This window comes from Chitinophaga solisilvae, assembly GCF_009928525.1.
Classification (GTDB): Bacteria; Bacteroidota; Bacteroidia; order Chitinophagales; family Chitinophagaceae; genus Chitinophaga; species Chitinophaga solisilvae.
Genome location: NZ_JAABOK010000001.1, coordinates 24729 through 46984, shown reverse-complemented (window position 1 = coordinate 46984; position 22256 = coordinate 24729). Strand labels below are relative to the sequence as shown.

The window sequence follows — 22256 nt, the reverse complement described above, 5'->3', positions numbered from 1 at the left end:
GGATAAAAAATTTAGTTACCTTTGCTGCCATTTTTCGGATATATTATATGAAGTACGCTAACGAAATCAATAAAAGAAAATCCTTTGCTATCATCGCGCACCCGGATGCCGGTAAAACTACGCTGACAGAGAAATTCCTCCTGTTTGGCGGCGCCATCCAGACTGCCGGTGCGGTTAAATCCAATAAAATCAAGAAGCACACCACTTCCGACTTCATGGAAATTGAACGGCAAAGAGGTATCTCCGTGGCTACTTCCGTAATGACCTTCGAATACCGCGATACGCTGGTCAACCTCCTCGATACCCCCGGTCACAAGGACTTTGCGGAAGATACCTACCGTACCCTCACCGCAGTAGACAGCGTTGTGCTGGTAATCGACTGTGTAAAAGGAGTGGAAACACAAACGGAAAGACTGATGGAAGTATGCCGCATGCGCGATACCCCGGTCATCATCTTCGTCAATAAAATGGACCGCGATGGTAAAAATCCGTTCGACCTGCTGGATGAACTGGAAGAAAAACTCAGCATCCGCGTACGCCCGCTCAGCTGGCCAATCAATATGGGTAAGGATTTTAAAGGCGTCTACAACCTGTACGACAAAAGCCTGGTAGCCTTCCTGCCCAACAAAAAAGCTACTGACGAAGACGTAGTGCCGCTGGAAGATCTCAGCAGCAAATATGTGGACGAACATTTCGATACCACCGATGCCGCCCAGCTGCGTAACGACGTGGAACTGATTGAAGGTGTTTACGACACTTTCAACAATGAAGAATACCTGCAGGGAAAACTGGCTCCCGTTTTCTTCGGCAGCGCCGTGAATAACTTCGGGGTAAAAGACCTCCTGGATACCTTCGTGGACATCGCGCCTACTCCGCGCAACCGCGAAGCCAGCACCCGCGAAATTGACGTGCACGAAGATAAATTCAGCGGATTCATCTTTAAAATCCACGCGAACCTCGATCCGCGTCACCGCGACCGTATCGCTTTCCTCCGCGTCTGCTCCGGTAAGTTTGAAAGAAATAAATTCTATCATCACGTACGTCTGGATAAAGATGTCAGGTTCAGCAACCCGTACAGCTTCCTCGCACGTGAGAAAAATATCGTGGACGACGCCTACCCCGGCGACGTAGTGGGCCTGTTCGATACCGGCAACTTCAAAATCGGTGATACCCTCACTGAAGGCGAAAACTTTTACATCACCGGCATCCCCAGCTTCTCTCCTGAACTGTTCAAGGAGCTGGTCAACAAAGATCCGATGAAAACAAAACAGCTGGAAAAAGGTATCCGCCAGCTTACCGACGAAGGGGTGGCACAGCTGTTCACCCAGCACGGCGGTAACCGTAAAATCATCGGCTGCGTTGGTGACCTCCAGTTTGAAGTAATCCAGTACCGCCTCCTGCAGGAATATGGCGCCGCTGCCCAGTTCAACACACTCCCCTTCTATAAAGCCTGCTGGATCACCGGTCCGAAAGACAAAATCGAAGACTTCATCCGCTTCAAATCCTCCAACATCGTGGAAGATAAAGACGGCCACCTGGTATACCTCGCACAGTCAGAATGGTATCTGAATACAGAACGCACGAATAACCCGGAGATACAGTTTAATTTTACTTCGGAAATACACAAGTAGGAATAATTACGAATGATGAATGGCGGGTTATTTTTTTATTTAGTTATTTGAGATTTGTGCCTGATCGTGATGCTCCCTGGGCTTACAGGTTCCAGAGAAAATCACGATCAGGCACAAATCTCAAATAACTAAATAAAAAAATAACCCGCCATTCATCATTCGTAATTATTCCTTCCGGAAACTAAATATATATTCCTCCACCGTCCCATCTCTCTTCCCTACTACCCTGGCTTCCAGGTGATCTTCATCTTTGAAGCGGTAGGTGACTTTCTGCGGGAAGTCCTGCTGCAGGTCTTCGCCAACGAAACCGATGGCTTTCAGTACGCGCAGGCGTAACCGTATAGGCGTGGGCGTGGTGCTGCCGGCGTAGATAGGTATAAAGAAGATGTCTGCTCCCTGGCGGGCGAGTTCTACCGATTGCTGCAGCGTGGTATCAGGCCCTATTACCCGCCAGGTTTTACCGAGCCAGGTGGAGTCGTTGAGGCGGCTCCAGTTTTCGATGACAGCGCCGCGGCGCGTTTTCATAATCCAGGTGCCAGCCAGCCTGTTCAGCAGGTGGAAGTCGGCAGGGCGTACCTGCGCGGCGGCAGGCAGGGCGCTGCCGGCAAGGATTAACAGCAGTAGCCCCAGGCTACTGCTCCACCACAGCTTCTTCACCATAAATCTGATGTTTGTATTTGAGAGAAGGCGATGCCAGGAAAGGCCCTAATTGCAGGGAAGCCCATTTGGCGTCTATCTTACGGATGGTATCGTCATCCGCCACGATGATATTGGGCCAGTCTCGCTCAAAGTTGTCCAGCAGCCTGGATTTGAGGGTACCATCCATGCCAATGCCACCGATATATTTACCAGCCTGCGCCGCAGGTTTGTTGATGATGAAACTGTCGCGCTTAGGATCCAGGTTATTGCAGAAGCGCCACAGGGCGGAAGCCAGATCAGTAACATCTACCGTATGTTCCACATACAGGATCATTTTGATACCTGCGAATGCGGGCAGTGCATATAGCTGTTCGTTCAGCTCGCGTACATGAAACGGCCTTGTCTTTTCAACCGATACCAGTATGCAGGAAATATCCATCGCCAGGAGGCTGCTGTTGATCCCTTTTATGTCGGGGAACTGCTGCATGATAGCGGCAGTATCCAGGCTGGCCGGCGTCGGCAGCTGCAGGTAGGTATTGTCGGTTTCTTCCTCGTATTTGCGGGTTCCGTCTATACACATTTTACCGCCGAAACCCATTTTGGAGCAGGAATGATCCAGTACATCCATCGGGCCCTGGCTCAGATATATGTCTGTAGCAGGATTCAGGTTGCGGAAAATATATTGTGCCAGCTGCCTGTAATCGGTAATACCGGCGCCTTCATCTGATACGACCAGTATCTTGTTGAACATCATCTGTCCGGCGCCCCACATGGCGTTCATTACCTTCTGCGCCTGTCCGGCATAGTCTTTTTTGATCTGGGCAATCACGAGGTTATGGAATACGCCTTCCACCGGCATTTCCATATTGATGATCTCCGGTACCAGCGTCATTTTAATGGGAGCCAGGAATATACGTTCCGTAGCTTTGCCGATCCAGGCATCCTCCTGCGGAGGAATGCCTACTATCGTAGACGGATATACGGCGTCTCTGCGGTGCGTGATGGCGGTAACATGAAACCGGGGGTACCAGTCTGCCAGCGAGTAGTAGCCGGTATGATCGCCGAAGGGACCTTCCCAGATAAGCTCTTCAGACGGATCTACATAGCCTTCAATAACGAAATCGGCATCTGCAGGTACTTCAATCTCCGGTTGGGTGATACACTTTACCAGCTCTACTTTTTTCTTCCGGAGAAAACCGGCGAGCATGTATTCATCCACATTTTCCGGAAGTGGTGCGGTAGCAGAATAGGTGTATACCGGATCTCCGCCGAGTACAACGGCAACGGGCATACGCTTATTCAGCTTTTTATATTCCATAAAGTGTTTCGCAGAAACTTTATGCTTATGCCAGTGCATACCGGTCATATCTTTTTCAAACACCTGCATGCGGTACATGCCTACGTTGCGGGTGCCGGCTACGGGGTCTTTGGTATGTATTACCGGGAGCGTGATGAAAGGGCCGCCGTCTTTAGGCCAGCAGGTCAGCACCGGCAGCCTGTTCAGGTCGGGGCTGGCCATCACTACTTCCTGGCAGCTACCTTTGCCGCTGATGACTTTAGGCATCCAGGAGGCAAACTGGCCCAGTTTAGGCAGTAATGCCAGCTTATCCAGGATGCTTTCCTTCGGCTTGGAAAGCATTTTAAAGAGGGCTTCTATTTCTCCGGCCACATCATCCAGCTCCTGTACGCCCAGCGCCATGCACATACGTTTGTAGCTGCCCATGGAGTTGATCAGTACGGGGAAGTCGTATCCTGTATTTTCAAAGAGCAGCGCTTTACCGCCACCGGGCATTTTGCTGACCCTGTCTGTAATTTCAGCGATTTCCAGTTTCGGATCCACATATTCTTTGATACGTATCAGTTCTCCTTCCTGTTCGAGCTTTTCTATAAAATGCCTGAGATTTTTATATGCCATAGTAATAATCTGTTGAACCAATTAACAAAAGTAAACAACCCATACCGCAATAAAAAATGCCCCCCGATAATTACCGGGAGGCATTTCATTTTATCTGGTTTCAGTTATCAGTTAACGATGGTCACTCCTGCGTGGAATACCGCTCTGGGCCTGGGTGCATAGTATGGACGTGGTGGTGGAACCGGAACCGGAACAGCTACCGGATAATAGGCGGGCGCATATACGACCCTTCTTCTCGGGCGGTAGCAGTCGTCATCCCAGCGGCGGTCGCGTTCCCAGCGACGGTCATCGCAGCGGTCCCTGTCTCTGTGTTTGTAATGGCCCCAGCCATGTCCGCGGCCTCTGTTATAATCATCGCGGCCGTAGTATCCTCTCTGTGCGTAGGTTGTGAGCACGGTGCCGCCCAGGAGCAGCATCATCAGCAATACTTTTTTCATGTTTTTCGGTTTTTAGTTCAAGATCGGTTGGCAAAAATTAATGTTGTGGTTTCTGGAGGAGTTATACAGCGTACAGCGTAAAAACGTTATCCCTGCTGCTTTGTAAGGCGCCCGGATATTCGGTGTAACTGTACCTGTGGCGATGTGAACGGACTTTATGTTTGTGTTTTTTGTAATAATGCGGATGGTGTGGTTTTGGCGGCCTTGGAGGTAGTGGCGGCCTTACATGCGCACGGTGCGGCGGACGCGGAGGTCTTGGCGGCAGCGGCGGATGCGGAGGTAATGGCGGGTGCGGGAAATGTCCCGGAACCGGAGGCGCCGGCGGTCTTGGAGGAGCCGGAGGCCTGTGTTGCGCCAAAAGTGTAACTGTACCTGCCACCAACATCACCCATGCTAAAAAAATAAACTTCTTCATGGTACTGCTTTTTTAACAACCAGGTTATTGCATACCAACTTATTGTAAGGTATTGTTGCGCTACTCTCTCCGCGATTTCTGAAACTACGCTCTGACTACGCCAAGCTGGTAACTGCAATCCTGTTTGAACGTATAATTTCAACAACTATGCCAATAAAAAATCCCGGCTTTCGGGCCGGGATACAATTTATAAATGGACTTTATTGGGGGTTGAAAGTCGGGATATGACTTTCAAACATTATGCCATATTATGAATATTAATTACGAATTACAAATTACGAATTACGAATAAAGAGCGAAGACCAAAGCGATCATACTATTCAGTATCCGCTTTGGTCTTCGCTCTTTATTCGTAATTCGTAATTTGTAATTCGTAATTATCTTAGTATCCGTTTTGGTCTTCGCTCCTCATTCGTAATTCGTAATTTGTAATTCGTAATTATCTAAAAACCGGGCATCTCATCGCCTTCTGCCTTCCCCAGCCGCTACTGCCGCCCAGGCGGTAGGTAATGGTGACGCCGGAGAAACTGTACCAGTCTTTGTATTTGGCAGAGCCGCGCACTTCGCCGTCACGCGGATAGGTGCCGGGAATGAGTTTACCGCTGACTTCATCGCCACGGTAGGCCATGTCTACGGATTTTTGTCCACGGTAAGCCAGGAGGGTGTTCTGGTCTACGTAGTTGGTGCTTACATCATCCAGGTAGTCGGTAAGCGTAGGACGTAAACCTATTTCAAATCCGAGGGTCCAGTGATCATTGAGAATGGCTTTCACACCTGCACCGAAGGGAAAGGAGAAAGAAAAGAGATCGTACGGCTGACGGCCGGGATATTCCGGAAGCCCCTGCCCTTCTGTGCCCAGCGGACGTAAGCGTACCTTGTTACCGGATAAGTCTTTCGCAAACGGATCAAAACCAAATCCGCCCACGCCGAGGAAAACGTAGGGAGTGAAATTCTTTTCTTCAATATCCAGGAAATTCAGTTCTGCAATCAGGCTACCTTCAAATACATTGCTTTTGAAACTCAGGTTACGCGCCAGCAGGGCTTTATCGCTGCTGGTGCTGTCAGCGCCGGTGACAATCCCCCAGGTGAAGGCGCCTCTGATACTCAGGTAGCGGTTGATGTCTCTTCTGACCAGCAGGCCCAATGCAGGCCGGGTGTATTTCAGGTCCACCTTTTGTTTGACAAGGTCCCCGCTGTAATTGGTAATTCCCACAAATGCTCCCACATGCCAATCCTGGGCAAGGCTGATAAAAGGTAGTGCCATGAATAACAACAGTATTCTGGTCGATTTTCTGAATTTCAAAATAAAAGGTTTTAAGAGGTTAGTCCCTTTGATTCACATCTTACAATTAACGTAATTACCGCCGTTTTATTTGGTGTGCCACACGGAAATAATTACGTTTAATGGTCACCGTTAAACATGCAGTCTGCGTTAAAGATGTAAAAATAAACTAATAAACCAATTAAGTAATACAAGGAGAAAACAAAATACGGAAATTCCCGGATAGTTAACAGCGGATATAGGCCCAGCCTGCTGCCTGCCTTTCCACCAGATGCCCTACCGCCGCCGGCACCACCTCTGCAAAAGGCAGCAGCTGGCTCATCTCCAGCTGGTTTGCCCGGATGGTATTCTGGCATATCAGCCAGCTGACAGACTTTTCATGAAGCGCTTCTACTTTGGCAGCAAAGGGATTATCCCGGGAAAATAACAGGTTAAACGCTTCTCCGTGAACTACTACCTCCACGGCTATACGGGATTGCTTGTCCCGGAAATACTGAAGAAGATTACCCAGCTGTCCCAGCAGGGCTTTCTGCGCCTCCGGCGCAGCAGAGGTGATCTGAAATACTACTTGCATGGTAACAAACCTACTAAAAAACGGTAAACCAGGTGGATGGTATCTATAACAGCGGATCAGAAATATCGGCGCCCTGCTGCTCATTATTCCTGGCCAGGTGTAGCTGGTAGCAGGTTTCATGGAAACGCTCCTCCAGTGCATAATACTTTTCAGATGCCTCCCGCAGCTGAAATACCAGGGAAGAAGCCTTTATCTCCTGCTGATGCAGCCGCGCCTGCGCAATCTGCAGCTCCTTGTGATGACGCATAAAAGCTACCCAGCCAAAGCAGAGCAATAGCAGCAAAAACAATAAAACCGGAATCAACATAATCATCTTACTGAATTCAACATGAAACAATCCCTGATAGTATCCCCCGCCATCCGATTATCCCGTAAGTGGCGCCGCGGGAAACGCAACCCCACAACAGGATGAACAGGACAGCAGCATAATGGTTGATCAAATAAGTTGTGCTTTTTAATGGTACTTGCGGAGAAAGCCGCTGATGTTTTAAAATTAGAGAATCACCCTGAAATAAATTTGTCCATTCTGGCTATTTTTGAAAAAAGCTGTTAATATTTTTATCCCCATCTCCCGTAAAAACATTTCATATTATCATAAAAAATACTATGTTATTTTTCTTATCAAATTGATAATCAATATTAAATATCAACAGAAAAATTTCTCCATGCTATCCGCATAAAAAAAATTAAATTGGTTGATAAGTTTTACCCGAAACCGCCCTGACGGCGAAAAAAGCAGTATCCATCATCCCATGAAGTAACCAGCAATCTTATGTCTAAATCCGCCATTTTAACCAAACAACAGTTGGAAAATTTTGCCCTGCAGGGTCTCTGTTATGCAGATGACCACATCGGAGATACATTCCATATCAAAGACGTTTCCGACCGGCTGGGCATCTCCTATTCCTATTTTTACCACAACTTCGCCATGTATATGGGTGAACCCTTCTGGCACTATGTAAAAAGGCACCGCCTGGAAACGGCTGCCGGCCTGCTCCGCCATAGCGGACATAGTATCGGGGATGTAGGAGACCTTTGCGGATACGCTACCACCGCAGCTTTCAGTAAAGCGTTCAAACAACATTTTAAGGAAAGCCCGAAGGACTTCCGCCGTATTCTGGAACTTCCCAACGAAAAAAGGACCATCCAGATCATTGAAACCATCACCACCGCTGCAGGAACCGATATATTCGGCAACTTCTTCCAGTACGAAAGAGGCGAAAAGGTACACCTGCCGGACACCATACTCTATTACTCATTTCTTTCCCGCGGACAAAATCCCATCGGGGAAATGATCGCGAAAATGAACCAGTATTACAACACCTTCTCCAAAATACTGCAACACTTCGAACTGCCACAGGGCAAAATCATTACCGGCACCCTCGACGCCGTACCCGTGACAGATTACGAGCGCATCTCCATCTACGCCGGCATCAGCATTCCTGCCACTGCAGAACATGTTCACCAGCAAATGGAAAACAATTATTTCTACCTCATGAAAAAACGGATCCCCGGCGGCGTTTACCTGAAACTGCCCGTCCCCATGGACTTCGCCACCGCCGGCATTCCCATGTACAACTTCATCAACCACAGCTGCAAAGAAGGTATCTTCAAAATGAGCGGCAACCACTTCTTCATGTCCCTGAACGGATCGAATAGCTGCGAAATATATATCCCGCTGTTGAAAAAACAATATTGAGCGCCCTGCGGGCGCAATTACGAATTACGAATTGCGAATTGCGAATGAAGAAGCGAAGAGCTAAACGTAGATAAAAAAGGACATGTAATAGTTGTCACCTTTCATCTACGCTTAGCTCTTCGCTTCTTCATTCGCAATTCGCAATTCGTAATTCGTAATTATTTACTGAAAATTGCGCGGAAACAATTCGCACTCGTATTCACCGTATCTCCCTTAAACTTGCTCTGGCCGTAAAATTCGTCGAGGAACTGGCCTGCGTCAGACCATACGGTTTGCATCATACCCTGGTAGCGGGGTTTCATCTCAGGGGTAGCGGTTTCGCGGAAGTTGTACATATCTTTCAGCTGCAGGGCGGCATTGGCTGGCATGCGCCAGGGACAGGTGATAACCTGTAATCCTTTGCTGGCGAAATACACAGGGGTTTTGTCGGGGCGCTCGTAGTGCCAGTCGCACACCATAATATCCCTGGGCACCATATCGATGGCGCGGTGCGTATTGTTCATGCTGGCTTCCCACATACCCATACCGGTAGTTTTTCCATCCAGCAGGCGATCTCCCCAGATCCAGAGGGTACGGCCCTTTCCGGCCAGGTGGTTACGGATTTTCCACACCTCGCCGGCAAATAATTCTGCCTTATCCTTTCCGCCACAGCGTGGGCATTTATCCTCGCCGAGGTAAAACACTTCGTCCATCCCCGCATGAAAGGCGGTAGATTCAAAAGCATCACAGATCTCATCTACCAGCTCGAAAACAATCTTGTGCACACCCGGATGCAGCGGACAGTAGCTTTTGCAGTACAAACCATCTGCATTGGGCCACTCATATTTTTCCGGCATCTTCACCCAGGGCGTTTCATCAAAGTCAGGATACACCCGCAGGAAATTGGTGGTATGCGACGCCCAGGACTGATGCCCCAGCAGGTTGATCTGCGGAATAAGGCGGATGTTATGCTGACGGCATAGCTTCACCAGCTCCTTTACCTGCGCCTGTGAGAGCGCATCGGCATCACGCAGCTCAGGATGAGAGGTGAACTGATAATTAAAGTCAACACGAAGTACCAATGTGTTGATCTGCCTGGGCGCCAGCTCCTCCCGGATAAATTTCAGGAAAGGCGCCAGCTTTCCCGTAGTGGGCGCGGCAATACAAAACCCGCGCACCGGCAGGGTGTCTTTCGGCAAAGCTTTTGTAAGTATGGGAAACAGGATACTACAGCTGAGCAGCAATAAGGAAGAAAATAGTTTTTTCATAAAGGGCATTTTTTTCTGCATCGGACAAAATAATAAATGCTCTGGTTAAAACTGTATTAATTCCGGCATTAGACATTTTTTAATGCAAAACCGGTTGATATTTAATAAATTTGAAAAAACAAGCAAATCCATGAATGAGTTCAAGCTCCCCTTTAATGCACGACTCACCTTTACCCTGTTATCTGTCATTCTCCTGGTGTACATCGCTCATGCAGCCAGCGAAATTATTATTCCGCTGCTGTTTGCCCTGCTGATCGCCATTATGTTGCTGCCAGTAACACACCTGCTGGAAAAATGGCGCTTCCCCCGTGGAATAGCCGCAGCAGTGGCGGTATTGCTTTTTATCATCGTCGTCCTCCTGGTCATGCTCCTCATGGGCAAACAGATGGAGGCCTTTATTGAAGACTTTCCCCAGCTGGAGAAAAAACTGCTGGTAACCGTATCTACCCTGCAGGACTGGATCGATTCCCGCTTTCACATCCCCTCCAACGCACAGCTGAGCTACCTGGAAAAGGCCGCCCTGGGCACATTGGGTACCGCTACCAGCTTTATCAGCCAGACATTCCTGTCCCTGTCATCCCTCGTTATCTTCGTTGTATTTGTATTATTATACAGCTTCTTCATACTTTTTTACCGTAAGCTGCTCGTCACTTTCCTCGTACGCCTGTTCCAGGAAAAACACCGCGACGTACTCCTCAATGTTATCGCCCGCACCCGCTTCATCATCAAAAGCTATGTCGGCGGTCTGATGATAGAAATGGTGGTAGTAGCCATTCTCAATACGACCGTATTCTTCATCCTCGGTATCAAATACGCAATACTGCTGGGCGTGATGGCAGCCATCTTCAATATCATTCCCTATATCGGCATTTTTACGGCACTCATCATCAGCATGCTGGTGACCCTTACCACCGGCACGCCCATAGCGGCGCTGCAGGTAGGTATCGCACTGTTCCTGGTACACCTGCTGGACAGTAACGTGCTGCTCCCGCGTATAGTAGGTTCCAAAGTAAAAATCAACGCCCTCATGACTATCATCGGCGTGGTCATGGGTAATATGCTCTGGGGCATCCCCGGCATGTTCCTCGCCATCCCGATCATCGCCATCATCAAAATCATCTGCGAAAGCGTAGACTACATGAACCCCTGGGCTATCCTGCTCGGAGAAGAAGAAAAGGAAAAAATAGAAAAGGTGAAAGCGATAGCGGAGGAGAATAATACGCCCGCACCGGAATAAAAATAATTACGAATTACGAATTACGAATTGCGAATGAGGAGCGAAGATGTAAGCGGATAAAGAATTTACTTCTCCGCTTACATCTTCGCTCCTCATTCGCAATTCGTAATTCGTAATTCGTAATTATTTTTTAACCTTTCTATTATATGTCCAGTAAAATACTATCGGAAAAATAAACAGATTAAAAACCGTATCTGTCATAAGACCTCCTATAACTACGCGGGCCAGCGGGCGGGCAGTTTCAGAGCCTATGCCGGTGCTCATGGCGGCGGGTAGCAGGCCAATGGCGGCCATCATGGCGGTCATGATCACAGGACGGATACGCGACTCCACTCCTTCCCGGATACTTTCAGCCAGACTGAAATCTGCGTGCATATGTGCATTGCGGATATTTGTCTTGAATTTGGATAATAGTATTACGCCGTTCTGTACGCAGATACCAAAGAGCGCGATAAAGCCGATGCCCGCAGAGATGCTGAAGTTGATACCCGTCAGCCACAGGGAGAAGATGCCGCCGATAATAGCAAAGGGTACGTTGTTTAATACCAGCAACGAATCCCTGATAGTGCCGAACAGTATAAACAATATCAGGAAAATCAGCAGCAGGCTTATCGGTACTACCTGCATCAGGCGCGTGGTGGCGCGTTCCTGGTTTTCAAAATCACCTGCCCATTCCAGCGAATATCCTTTAGGTAATACCACCTGTTCGTTTACTTTCTGCTGTGCCTCCGCGATGGTACTGCCCAGGTCACGGCCGCGCACGGAGAATTTGATGGCGCCGTAACGCTGATGCTTATCCCTGTAAATCATGCTGGGCCCGATAATATGATCGATGGCGGCAATCTCCTTCAGCGGTATCTTGTTACCCCGCAGCGTTGGGATGGTAAGATTACCGATGGCAACCTCATCTTCCCGGAAATTCTCCGGATAGCGGATACGCAGCTCGAAGTTGCGCTCCCCTTCGTAAATACGCGTAGCGGCTTTTCCGCCTATGGCCATCTCTATCACGGAGTTGGCATCTTCCGTAGTGACGCCGTACAGGGCCATCTTCTGCTGATCCAGGTTGATACGCAGCTCCGGCTGACCAATATTCCGTAATATGCCCAGGTCTTCTATACCGCGAACGGTTTTCAGTATTTTCTCTATCTGTTCTTCGTGATGTTCTGTGACCTTAAAGTCATCGCCAAACAGCTTCACCACAATAGAGCCCTTCACACCGGATACGGCTTCTTCCACATTATCCATGATAGGTTGAGAGAAATTCAGCGTAATACCGGGGATGCCGTCCAGCCTGGCGTCCATACGGCGGATCAGCTCCTCCTTGGAGATCTTCTCTTTCCATTCGTCTTTCGGGTAGATGTCCACATGAAACTCGATATTGTAAAACCCGGTGGCATCGGTACCATCATTAGGACGGCCTGTCTGCGACATTACCTGCTTTACTTCCGGGAAGCTGAGCAGTTTGCGGCGCATTTCGTTAGCGACCTTCACGGATTCATCCAGCGAGGTGCTCAGCGGCCCGGTGGCCCTGATGTAGATAGCGCCTTCATTCAGCTGGGGCAGGAACTCAGTGCCCAGGAAACGGAAGCAGAAAAGTCCGATGGCCAGCGCCACCAGCGATACGCTGAACACAATGCGCCGGTGCCGGAAACAATAGTTGAAGATACGTAAGGTAATGCGGGTGATAAATTCCAGGAAGACGTTGTGCTTTTCCCGGACATTCTTCTTCAGTAATACGCCCGCTAATGCCGGCACCAGCGTGAAAGTCAGTATCAGCGCACCTAACAGCGCAAAGCCCAGGGTCCATGCCAGCGGGGAAAACATCTTCCCTTCTACTTTTTCAAATGTGAAAATAGGTAGCAACCCGGTGATGATAATGAGCTTGGCAAAGAAGATGCCTTTGCCATTTTCCATACATGCCTTGCGTATCAGGCCGGACTTACTCAGCTTGTTAAAACGCTCCATTCCCACGGCATGCGCCTTTCTGTCCAGCGCCACAAAGATGCCTTCCATCATCACCACAGCCCCGTCTATGATAATTCCGAAGTCAATGGCGCCCATAGACAGCAGGTTGGCACTCATTCCTTTGAGTCGCAGGCAGATAAAGGCAAACAGCAGGGCCAGCGGAATCACAACAGATACGATCACGGTGGTACGCCAGTCGGCCATGAAGAGGAATACAATTACCGTCACGAAAATGATGCCTTCAATCATATTGTGCAGCACCGTATGCGTGGAGAAGTCGATCAGGTCTTCCCGGTTGTAGAAGGGTTTTATTTTCACATCATCAGGCAGGATGCGCGTGTTCAGCTCATTGATCTTTTCCTTCAGCCCTGTGATAACATTGGCGGGGTTCTCTCCCTTGCGCATCACCACAATGCCTTCCACGACATCTCTTTCATGATCACGGCCTACCTGCCCCAGGCGTGGCAGCGCGGCGATGCTTACATCTGCTATATCCTTTACCAGGATAGGGTTACCACCGATATGGTCTACAATAATATTTTTGATTTCCTCTGCATTATTGAGGATACCTATGCCGCGTACTACATAAGCCTGGGCATTCTTCACAATTACATCGCCGCCTACATTGATATTGCTTTTGGAAAGCGCCTGGAACATTTCCAGGGCGGTTATATCGTACTGCACGGCTTTGTCAGGGTTGATCGTCACCTGGTAAATTTTCACTTCTCCGCCGAAGCTGACAATATCCGCTACTCCCGGCACTGCCAGCAGGTTCCGTTCTATTACCCAGTCCTGCAGGGTTTTCAGCTCCTGTACGGACAGCTTGCTGCTCTCCAGCGTATAGCGGTAAATCTCACCGGTAGGTCCGTATGGTGGTTGTATTTCCGGTTCCACGCCATCGGGCAGGGCGGCTGAAGTAATATTGTTATTGATCTGCAGCCTGGCGAAGGTATCATCTACATCATCATCAAAAATTACTTTGATAACGGATAGCCCGAAGAGAGAGGAAGAACGGATATGCGTTTTTTTCTGTGCCCGGTTCATGGCTATTTCAACGGGGCGGGTAACAAATTTCTCTACCTCTTCCGCGCTGCGGCCCGGCCATTGCGTAATGATGGTAACAGAAGTGTTGGTCACATCCGGGAAAGCATCTACGCCGATTACTTTAAAGCTCACATATCCTGCTACCGCCATCACCGCGGTAGCGAAGAAAATGAAGTATTTATTGCGCAGGGAGAAAGCAAGCACTTTCTTGATAAATCTGTTCATGGTGTTGGCTGGGTTTTTACTGCTGATCCTGCAGGGTGTCGTAAATAAATACCTGGCGGGATGCGATGATGCGGTCGCCTTCTTTCAGGCCGGAAGAGATAAATGCCCGTCCGCCGGTGGTTTTATCGATTTTCACTTCCCGGATTACCACACCTGGTCTGGCGCTGGTAAGCACCAGCACATAGTATTTGTCATGATCGAAGATGATGCTGCGGGAAGGAATGCTGACCAGGCTGCTGTCTGTCCGGCGGCGGACTTTCGTGCGTACAAACATTTCCGGCTTCAGCAGGAAGCCCGGATTATCCACTACCACCCTTGCTTTCATGACTTTTGTTTCAGGATCCAGTACGCTGTAAATTTTGTCTATCTTCCCTGGAAATATCTTATCGGGATAGGATAAGGTGGTCATCTGTACCTGATCTCCTTCCCGTATGCTGGCGATGTCTGATTCAAACACGTTAATCATGGCCCATACATTATTCAGGTCGGCGATGACAAAAATGGGGTCTGTGTTATCTGTACGCCACTGCATATTTTCAGCAGCTTTTTTATTGATGATAAAGCCGGGCACCGGCGCTTTAACCATATAACCTGCGTGATGCGCGCCGCCGTTAATTTCCAGGACTGCGCTGGATTTATTATAGGCGGCTACGGCCTTATCATAATTACTTTTTGCTTCTTCATAATCTTTACGGGAGTTAAGCCCGCTTTTATAAAAAGATTCCGCCACTTCCATATTTCGTCTGGCGGTCTGCATATCGCTGGCGGATATACGCTGATCGGCGGTAAAGCCGGCCATTTCAGGGCTTTTCATCACGGCGAGCACCTGCCCCTTCTGTACAAAGTCGCCGGAGTGGACTTTAACTGCAGTAACAATACCGCTGACCATAGGGAAGATGCGGGCTGTTTTATCCTCGTTCTCTGTTATCTTCCCGGTGAGGGAAATTTCGGCATCCATTGGCTGGGCGGTGGCGGTATCTATCACCAGCGTGCGGAGCAGGGAGTCTGAAAGCGCCCAGCGAACAGGCTTTTCAGGCTCCTGTCTGCGGCCGCAGCCGGTGATGAGGCCTGTCATGGATATAATAAAAACAGCTGCAGGTATATAACGTTTCATTTGATATTGCATTTGGTAGTAGTTTATCAGGGATGGAAGACAGATGTGCCGGTAGCAAAATTGAGCTGCTCCAGGGCGTTGAGCCGGTCGTATTTCAGCTCATTCATCTTGAGCACATTATTCCGGTAGGCGTCATACAAGTCAATGAATTCAAGGAGTCCGATGTTATGAAGCCGGTAATTCTTTTCAATTTCGCGCATCATGGTGGTGTACTCCTGTTCAAAGGCGGGATCAAATTCATACAGCAGTTTTTCCGTTTTCAATGCCTGCTGCAGGCTGTTCATCACATCGTGTTCCAGCTCGTCTTCCTGCCCTGTCAGCTGCAGTTTGCTGCTTTCCAGCGTAGCCTTCGCCATTTTTACATTGCCCTGGTTGCGGTTAAATACCGGCAGCGGCATGGAAATATTGAGCCCGTTATAATTACGTTCAAAGTTACCCTGCTTATCATAGGAGAACCCCAGTTGCAGATCCGGAACAGCAAGAGATTTCTGCAGGCGGAGGTTCAGGTTTTCATAATTGACATTCTCCCTGGCTATTTTAAGATCATAGCGGTTGGTGCGGGCAGTGTCCAGGAGCGACTGGTAGCTGTAATCCGACGCATGTTGCCGTTTCTCCTGCAGCAGTGAAAGCTGCGGTTGTATAATAACGGTAACGGGTACACGTATTAGTACACCCAGGTCTGACTGTGTCTGCTGAATATCTTTTTCAAGGGACAGGGCATCGTGCTGCAGGTCGTACAGCATGGATTTCAGGCGCACAATCTCTTTGGGCGCTATGTTACCCAGGGCGCGCTGTTGTTCAAATACCTTTACAATCTGCTGCAGAAAGGTGATCTGTTCGCCAAAGGTCTGCAGGGACTGTTGTTTGTAGTAGAGATCATAGAAGTTATCGCGCAGGGAAAAGCGCAGGGTGCGCAGCAGGTCATAGAACTGGTACTCCGTCATTCGTTGTCCGCTCTGCGCCAGCTTCACCGCTTTGTTGCGCTGACCGGCGATTCTGAACACCTGCTGCACCATCAGGCTGTTCTGGCCTTCATAGGAAAAGTCAAACCATTTCCTGGTTGTGTGGTTATACAGCACATTCTCGAAGGTTACTTCCGGATTATTGTACAGGCGGGCCGTGATAACGGCGGCTTTGGAGGAGTCGATGCTGAAACGTTGTGCCAGCAGGGGAATATTTTTCTGCAACAGCAATTGTTCCGCCTCCGGCAGGGTGAGTCTGAGGGTATCTGTTCCCTGCGCGCGCACGCAGTTGTTTACCAGTATCCCCCACAGTACGGAAAAGGTCAGTAGTAGTCTTATCGTCATACAACAAATTTTTCGCTGCAAAGATGGCGATAGGCTATTAGCTGCTAATTAGAATGAAGTTAAAACAAAATTAGATTTTCTGAACAGGCGGAAAGAAAACATTAAAGGTAGTGCCCTGCCCCAGTACACTGCTGACGGCAATGGTAGCCTGGTGCAGGGTAAGAATGCGTTGGGTCATGGCTAATCCTATGCCGTAGCCGGCAAAGGGATGAGCATTTTCTGCCCGGTACAGGGGCAGAAATATTTTCTCCAGGTCTTCCGCTGCAATACCGATTCCGTTATCACTGACGGACAGAATGATACCGTCCTGACGCCAGGAAAGCCGCAGACTAACGGGGTGGTTATACGAAAATTTGAATGCATTCCTGACAATATTCTGCAGCGCCAGCAGCAGCAATGGTTTGTTTCCCCGGATGCTGAGCTGTGCGGCATCTTCCGGCAGGTGCAGCAGCTGTACATCGATCCCGTGCGCAGGATTTTTCAGCTGCCAGTGTTCCTGTATTTCCCACAGCAGCTCATCGAGGCGGATAATTTCAGTATTGGCAGGCGTAAGTATAACATCTACCCTCGTGAGCTGCAGCAGCCCGTCGGTGATGACCTTGAGCTTCTCTGATTCATCCAGCACGGTGCTCAGCGTAGTTACGTATTCCGTATTGCTGCGTTCCTTGTGCAATGTTACTTCTATCTCGCCGATGATGGTTGTCAGCGGCGTTCGCAGTTCATGGGAGGCGTTGGAAACAAAGGAGCGTTGCATTTCAAAGGCCTGTTCAAGGTGTTGCAGCAGTTCATTGAAGTTACTGGCCAGCTCATCTATCTCATCCTTGTTTCTGCCTTCCTGCACACGCATGTGCAGATTGCTGGAACGGATACGTTTTACCTGCCGGTTAATACTTTTGATGGGCTGCAACGCCTTGCTGGCATACCATTGCCCGAGCAGGAACGTAATCAGCAGGGACACGCACAACATAATGCCGAGTATCAGCGCCAGGAACTGCAGCTGCTGCTCTCCCGCGGTATTGCGTGCCGTCACGATCACAACGAAGTCGCCCTGATTATCCGGATAAAACATGCCGATACCGTACTTGTCCTTTTTAAACGTAAAGCGGTATACTTCACGCCGGCGGATCGTTTCCAGCAATTCCGGAGGCCAGTTGTACTTGGTTTTCTCCAGGAAAACGGGCTGGTTATTTTTATCGTAGATGTTACTGTTTTCGTCGGGGATGCTCTGGCGGTAGTTCTTTTCTATCTCCAGGAATTTCTTTTTTGTCAGCTCATCTTTTTCGAGATACACCTGTGCCGTCACCAGTGCACGCACCTGCAGCAACTTGTAGAAGCTGTTGCGGATGTACTGCATGGAGAAAAGATAAATCAGTACAAACACGACCGTGAGTATAATACCGGTGATGAGTGTAAACTGTAATGACAGCCGGTGTTTAATTTTCATGACTACGGATGATTCCCTTTGAGCTTCATCACATAACCCATGCCTACTACGGTATGGATCAGTTTTTCGCCGGAGAATCCTTTTTCTATTTTATTACGGAGATAATTAACATATACGTCTATGGTGTTGGTGCCGGTATCAAATTCCAGGCCCCATACGGCTTCTGCGATCAGTGCGCGGGACAGTACCTTGCCCGTATTTTTGAGGAACAATTCCAGCAGCGCATATTCCTTTGCGGTGAGTATGATCTCCTGCCCTTCCCTGCTGGCAGTTTTGGAAGTAGTATCGAGCCGGAGGTCTGCAAGCGTTAACACTTCCTTATCCTGTTTAAAGCTGTGTCTGCGCCGGGCCAGGGCATTGATTCTGGCTATCAGCTCAGAAAAATGGAATGGTTTGGCGAGATAATCATCAGCGCCGGCATTCAGTCCGTCTACGATATCCTGCGTGGCATTCAGCGCGGTGAGCATGAGCACCGGTGCGGGTACTTCCAGTGCGCGCAGGTTTCTGCAGATGGTAATCCCGTTGATACCCGGCAGCATAATATCCAGTATGATGAGGTCAAAATCGGCCGAAGTAGCCGCCAGCTGGCCCTGCACACCGTCCGTATATACATCTACCTGGTGGTGATGTTCTTCCAGTCCGCGTTTAATAAAGGCGCCTACTTTGGATTCATCTTCTATAACTAATATTTTCATATATGCGGATTATAACAGCGGCAAAAGTAGGAATGTTTGCGCTGGCACTCATTAAAGCCGCATTAAAATCGTATAGCCGTCTGTTTCAATTCTACGCAATATCTGTTAGCTTTGCAACAACTAATCAACAGGCACAGTATCATGGAATTACCCGTTTTACGCACCGGCGACCTGGTGCTCAGACCCATCACAGAAAAAGATACCGCTGCATTGTTTTCCCATTTCGCCAATGAAGCAGTTACCCGGTTTATGGATATAGAGGCTTTTGCCAACATCAGCGAGGCTACGCAGATCATCAGCTTTTTCCGGGAGAGCCTGGAAAAGGAAGAAGGGATGCGATGGGCTATTACGCCGGCTGATACCGACGAGCTGATTGGCACCTGCGGATTTCACAAATGGAATAAGCCTCACTTCAAGGCCGAGATAGGCTACGACCTGCGGCCATCTATGTGGGGCCGGGGTATTATGACCACCGCCATTCCGGTGATGTTACAGTATGGTTATGAAGAGATGAAGCTGAATCGTATAGAAGCCTTTGTGGATCCGGTCAATAATGCTTCGTCCGCTTTACTGAAGCGGATGGGCTTCACTTACGAAGGGTTACAGCGGGATGCCTTTTTTGAAAAAGGTCAGTTTGTGGATGCCGAACTATACAGCCTGCTGAAACGTGAATTTGAAAAACCGCCCGTTGCATAATCTATGAGTTTAACATACAGATACGCTGCCCTGGAAGATCTGCCCCGGATAGTGGAAATTTACAACACTACCATTCCGGGCAGGATGGTGACTGCAGATACCAGCCCTGTTACAGCAGAGAGCAGGCTCCCCTGGTTTCATGCCCACGATCATCTGCGGCGGCCGTTATGGATGATAGACAACGACGGTGAAAACGTGGGCTGGATGAGTTTTCAGTCGTTCTACGGCCGGCCGGCCTATAACAATACCGTAGAGGTGAGCATCTATCTGGCGGAAAGTGCCCGTGGCAAAGGCTTTGGGAAACAGGTACTGCAATATGCCATAGCGGTGGCGCCGCAATACCAGGTTAAAACCCTGCTGGGATTTATTTTCGCGCATAACATCCCCAGCCTGAAACTATTTACGGACATAGGTTTCAGCGAATGGGCCCACCTGCCGGAAGTAGCTGTACTGGATGGAACGGAAAGAAGCCTGAAGATACTGGGATATAAAATCTGAATCATTTGATTATTTGATTATTTGAGATTTGTTTTGCAGCAGGGGTTTTCAGTTGCTTCTTTTTTAGTGTGGTATTTGGTCATTTAAATAATCAAATAACTAAATAACCAAATCTTACTCAGGATGTGGTGGATTTATGCTTTGTTATCAGCTTTGTTTGCAGCGTTGACGGCGATCTTCGCCAAAATAGGGGTAGCGGGTATTCCTTCCGATCTGGCTACGGCTATCCGTACAGTCGTTATTCTTGTGATGGCATGGGGCATTGTGCTGGCGCGCGGCGCGTACAGGGGCGTCAGTATTTCCAGGCATACGCTGGTGTTCCTGGTGTTATCCGGGCTGGCTACCGGGTTGTCCTGGATTTTTTATTTCCGTGCGTTGCAGGCTGGTAAGGTGTCGCAGGTTGCACCGGTAGATAAGCTGAGTGTGGCGCTGACGATTGTGCTGTCTGCTGTTTTTTTACAGGAGAGTATTACCTGGAAAACAGGTATTGGTGCGCTGCTGATTATAGCAGGCACGCTGGTACTGATTACTAAATAAGGGAGCGATTATACGGTTACAGTTGCCGGTTTGATTTTATAGACGCAGCGGCGGGCGCCGTTGATGATGTGGTCCAGGCGGTCAACATGTACATCTTCCCCGATGATACTGATGAAGGTATTCATTTCAGAAGTGCAGATGTTATCGCAGTGTGCTGCGGCACAGCATATAGGGCAGTGATTTTCTATAAACAGGAATATATCATCTTCCTTTCTCCATTCCGCGAGGTATCCTTCTCCTGTTCTGATAGAGGCAAATGCTTCGAGGCGGTTCTCAATACCGGTGATACCGGCAAGAGCGTTATGATATTTTTCCTGCTGATTTTTTTCCCGTGCTTTGATGACGTTATCCAGTGCTTCCTGACCGAGTACGGTTTTGATGGTCTGGATAATATCTACGGTGAGTTCGGTATGTGTATCGGGGAAACGGGCGTTGCCGAGCGGAGTCAGGCTCCATATCTGTACCGGGCGGCCGACTCCCCTGGAGATGCTTTCTGATTGTAACAGGCCCTCTTCTGCGAGCTTCAGGAGCTGCAGGCGGGCGCCTTCGCTGGTAATACCCAATTCAGCAGCCAATTCGGCAGCAGACAGCGGTCCTCTGGTCTTGAGCAGTATCAAAAACCTGTCAGCGGCATTTTTGGTTCGTATCGGATAATTTTCCAAGTTATTACTTGTTTTATTTTCAAATGTCGGAATTTTCCCGGTAATATCCAAACCGCGCAACAGTCGCCTTCTTTAAGAGTTTTTGAATTTTTGGAGTCTGAAAATTAGACCGGAGATTGAATTAATGGCACAAAGGTAGTTAATTCGGCTGAAATCAACCGGTAAAGAAGAACAACTTCCTGTTAAAGAATATTGATTTTTATAATTTATCGGTGTCTGACCGGATGGTCCGGGGAGGGTTATACCAGATACAGATGTCTTTGGATAAACCGATGCTGCTATGATCCGTTGCCACCAGGGTGATCAGCATCTCCTGCAGGTTCCATACCGCTTTCCTGGGGCCGGTCCCGGGTATCCGTTCCGGCTGCCCGTATTTGCCGGTCAGGAGGCGTTCCAGGCTATCAAACAGCCGGATGATGTCAGCCGGGTTATATTTCTGCATACGGATAGCCGCGAGCCCGCTGGTACGCCTGTCAAATACAAAGTATACGATAAAAGGTTCTCCGGAAAGGGTGTATTGGGGGATTTTGAGGGGAATGTAGTTATTGCTTTTATTGAATTCAGGTCCGAACTCCGGATTTTTCACCACTTCATTTCCCAGTATCCGGATTACGTCCGCTTCTGAGGCGCCCCAGGGGATGCCGCGCCAGCCGCGTCCGGGTTGCGGCGGTGATGCCTGTATATAGGGTATACTGCAAAAAAGCAGGCAGCATATAAGCGTCATGATGCTGGCTGTAAAACGGAATACCGGTGGTCTGTTCATATAAGCTGATTAATGGCCGGGAGTTAATAACGGGGACATCCGCAAATAACGCAAATATTAAAATAGCAGGAACAGGCATCCGGGAATGAACAAACTGAACATTGGGGTTATGGCTGAACATGGCTGCATAGCAGCCTGTGCAGTTTTGGTGCCTGGCGGAGGGGCCTTGTATATTGTGGTGCTTATAACTATCTTTGCGGACTGATACCCGTTATGGCGCCATATCTGGT

21 protein-coding genes are annotated in these 22256 nt (G+C 48.9%); 6 read left to right on the top strand and 15 right to left on the bottom strand.

Going from position 1 to position 22256, the window contains the following annotated elements:
• Nucleotides 1-47 precede the first annotated feature (47 nt).
• On the top strand, nt 48-1631 hold the full coding sequence (locus GWG06_RS00215; RefSeq protein ID WP_160710726.1) for a peptide chain release factor 3: 1584 nt from the start codon (nt 48-50) through the stop codon (nt 1629-1631).
• Nucleotides 1632-1796: 165 nt separating this feature from the next.
• Here the strand turns inward: GWG06_RS00215 and GWG06_RS00210 are convergent, their stop codons facing one another.
• From GWG06_RS00210 to GWG06_RS00180, 7 genes are all read right to left on the bottom strand, one after another.
• Entirely contained in the window at nt 1797-2291 is a 495-nt protein-coding gene (locus GWG06_RS00210) for a hypothetical protein (protein WP_160710725.1), read from the bottom strand.
• Nucleotides 2263-4185 (bottom strand): menaquinone biosynthesis decarboxylase, encoded by a 1923-nt coding sequence (locus GWG06_RS00205; RefSeq protein ID WP_160710724.1) that lies wholly within the window; start codon nt 4183-4185, stop codon nt 2263-2265. The genes GWG06_RS00210 and GWG06_RS00205 overlap by 29 nt, the downstream gene beginning before the upstream one ends.
• A gap of 107 nt (nt 4186-4292) precedes the next feature.
• Nucleotides 4293-4622, bottom strand: a complete 330-nt coding sequence (locus GWG06_RS00200; RefSeq protein ID WP_160710723.1) for a hypothetical protein — start codon at nt 4620-4622, stop codon at nt 4293-4295.
• Between the two features lie 155 nt (nt 4623-4777).
• Nucleotides 4778-5014, bottom strand: a complete 237-nt coding sequence (locus GWG06_RS00195; protein ID WP_160710722.1) for a hypothetical protein — start codon at nt 5012-5014, stop codon at nt 4778-4780.
• Nucleotides 5015-5476: 462 nt separating this feature from the next.
• Nucleotides 5477-6301 (bottom strand): type IX secretion system protein PorG, encoded by an 825-nt coding sequence (gene porG / locus GWG06_RS00190; RefSeq protein ID WP_160710721.1) that lies wholly within the window; start codon nt 6299-6301, stop codon nt 5477-5479.
• A gap of 244 nt (nt 6302-6545) precedes the next feature.
• On the bottom strand, nt 6546-6893 hold the full coding sequence (locus GWG06_RS00185; RefSeq protein WP_158631691.1) for a DsrE family protein: 348 nt from the start codon (nt 6891-6893) through the stop codon (nt 6546-6548).
• Nucleotides 6894-6936: 43 nt separating this feature from the next.
• Complete coding sequence (locus tag GWG06_RS00180) at nt 6937-7206, bottom strand: hypothetical protein (RefSeq protein ID WP_127044512.1); 270 nt, start codon at nt 7204-7206, stop codon at nt 6937-6939.
• 459 nt (nt 7207-7665) lie between these two features.
• Here GWG06_RS00180 and GWG06_RS00175 point away from each other — a divergent pair, with 459 nt between their 5' ends.
• A complete protein-coding gene (locus tag GWG06_RS00175) occupies nt 7666-8592 on the top strand; it encodes a helix-turn-helix transcriptional regulator (protein WP_160710720.1) in 927 nt (308 codons plus the stop codon).
• A 158-nt stretch (nt 8593-8750) separates the two neighbouring features.
• Here GWG06_RS00175 and GWG06_RS00170 read toward each other — a convergent pair whose 3' ends face one another.
• Entirely contained in the window at nt 8751-9839 is a 1089-nt protein-coding gene (locus tag GWG06_RS00170; protein ID WP_160710719.1) for a family 20 glycosylhydrolase, read from the bottom strand.
• A gap of 130 nt (nt 9840-9969) precedes the next feature.
• Here GWG06_RS00170 and GWG06_RS00165 point away from each other — a divergent pair, with 130 nt between their 5' ends.
• Nucleotides 9970-11076 carry an AI-2E family transporter gene (locus GWG06_RS00165; protein WP_160710718.1) on the top strand — a complete coding sequence of 369 codons (1107 nt, stop codon included), beginning with the start codon at nt 9970-9972 and terminating at the stop codon, nt 11074-11076.
• Between the two features lie 123 nt (nt 11077-11199).
• On the opposite strand, the gene GWG06_RS00160 is transcribed toward GWG06_RS00165, so the two are convergent.
• The 5 genes from GWG06_RS00160 to GWG06_RS00140 all read right to left on the bottom strand — a co-directional run bounded on the left by GWG06_RS00160 (nt 11200) and on the right by GWG06_RS00140 (nt 18870).
• Nucleotides 11200-14310, bottom strand: coding sequence for an efflux RND transporter permease subunit (locus tag GWG06_RS00160; RefSeq protein ID WP_160710717.1), 3111 nt, complete (start codon nt 14308-14310; stop codon nt 11200-11202).
• 16 nt (nt 14311-14326) lie between these two features.
• Nucleotides 14327-15424, bottom strand: a complete 1098-nt coding sequence (locus tag GWG06_RS00155) for an efflux RND transporter periplasmic adaptor subunit (protein ID WP_158631398.1) — start codon at nt 15422-15424, stop codon at nt 14327-14329.
• 26 nt (nt 15425-15450) lie between these two features.
• Entirely contained in the window at nt 15451-16731 is a 1281-nt protein-coding gene (locus GWG06_RS00150) for a TolC family protein (RefSeq protein WP_127036770.1), read from the bottom strand.
• Nucleotides 16732-16801: 70 nt separating this feature from the next.
• A complete protein-coding gene (locus tag GWG06_RS00145) occupies nt 16802-18175 on the bottom strand; it encodes a sensor histidine kinase (protein ID WP_127036772.1) in 1374 nt (457 codons plus the stop codon).
• 2 nt (nt 18176-18177) lie between these two features.
• On the bottom strand, nt 18178-18870 hold the full coding sequence (locus tag GWG06_RS00140; RefSeq protein WP_127036774.1) for a response regulator transcription factor: 693 nt from the start codon (nt 18868-18870) through the stop codon (nt 18178-18180).
• Between the two features lie 111 nt (nt 18871-18981).
• Here GWG06_RS00140 and GWG06_RS00135 point away from each other — a divergent pair, with 111 nt between their 5' ends.
• From GWG06_RS00135 to GWG06_RS00125, 3 genes are all read left to right on the top strand, one after another.
• Nucleotides 18982-19566, top strand: a complete 585-nt coding sequence (locus GWG06_RS00135) for a GNAT family N-acetyltransferase (protein WP_127036776.1) — start codon at nt 18982-18984, stop codon at nt 19564-19566.
• A gap of 3 nt (nt 19567-19569) precedes the next feature.
• Nucleotides 19570-20064: a GNAT family N-acetyltransferase gene (locus GWG06_RS00130; RefSeq protein ID WP_160710716.1), complete on the top strand. Its 495-nt coding sequence runs from the start codon at nt 19570-19572 to the stop codon at nt 20062-20064.
• A 123-nt stretch (nt 20065-20187) separates the two neighbouring features.
• Nucleotides 20188-20601, top strand: coding sequence for an EamA family transporter (locus GWG06_RS00125; protein WP_160710715.1), 414 nt, complete (start codon nt 20188-20190; stop codon nt 20599-20601).
• A gap of 8 nt (nt 20602-20609) precedes the next feature.
• Here GWG06_RS00125 and GWG06_RS00120 read toward each other — a convergent pair whose 3' ends face one another.
• Together GWG06_RS00120 and GWG06_RS00115 are read right to left on the bottom strand one after the other, a co-directional pair.
• Nucleotides 20610-21263, bottom strand: a complete 654-nt coding sequence (locus GWG06_RS00120) for a helix-turn-helix transcriptional regulator (protein WP_127036782.1) — start codon at nt 21261-21263, stop codon at nt 20610-20612.
• 199 nt (nt 21264-21462) lie between these two features.
• The gene (locus GWG06_RS00115; protein WP_160710714.1) at nt 21463-22026 is read right to left on the bottom strand and encodes a hypothetical protein; all 564 of its coding nucleotides are present in this window, start codon (nt 22024-22026) and stop codon (nt 21463-21465) included.
• Between the last annotated feature and the right edge of the window lie 230 nt (nt 22027-22256).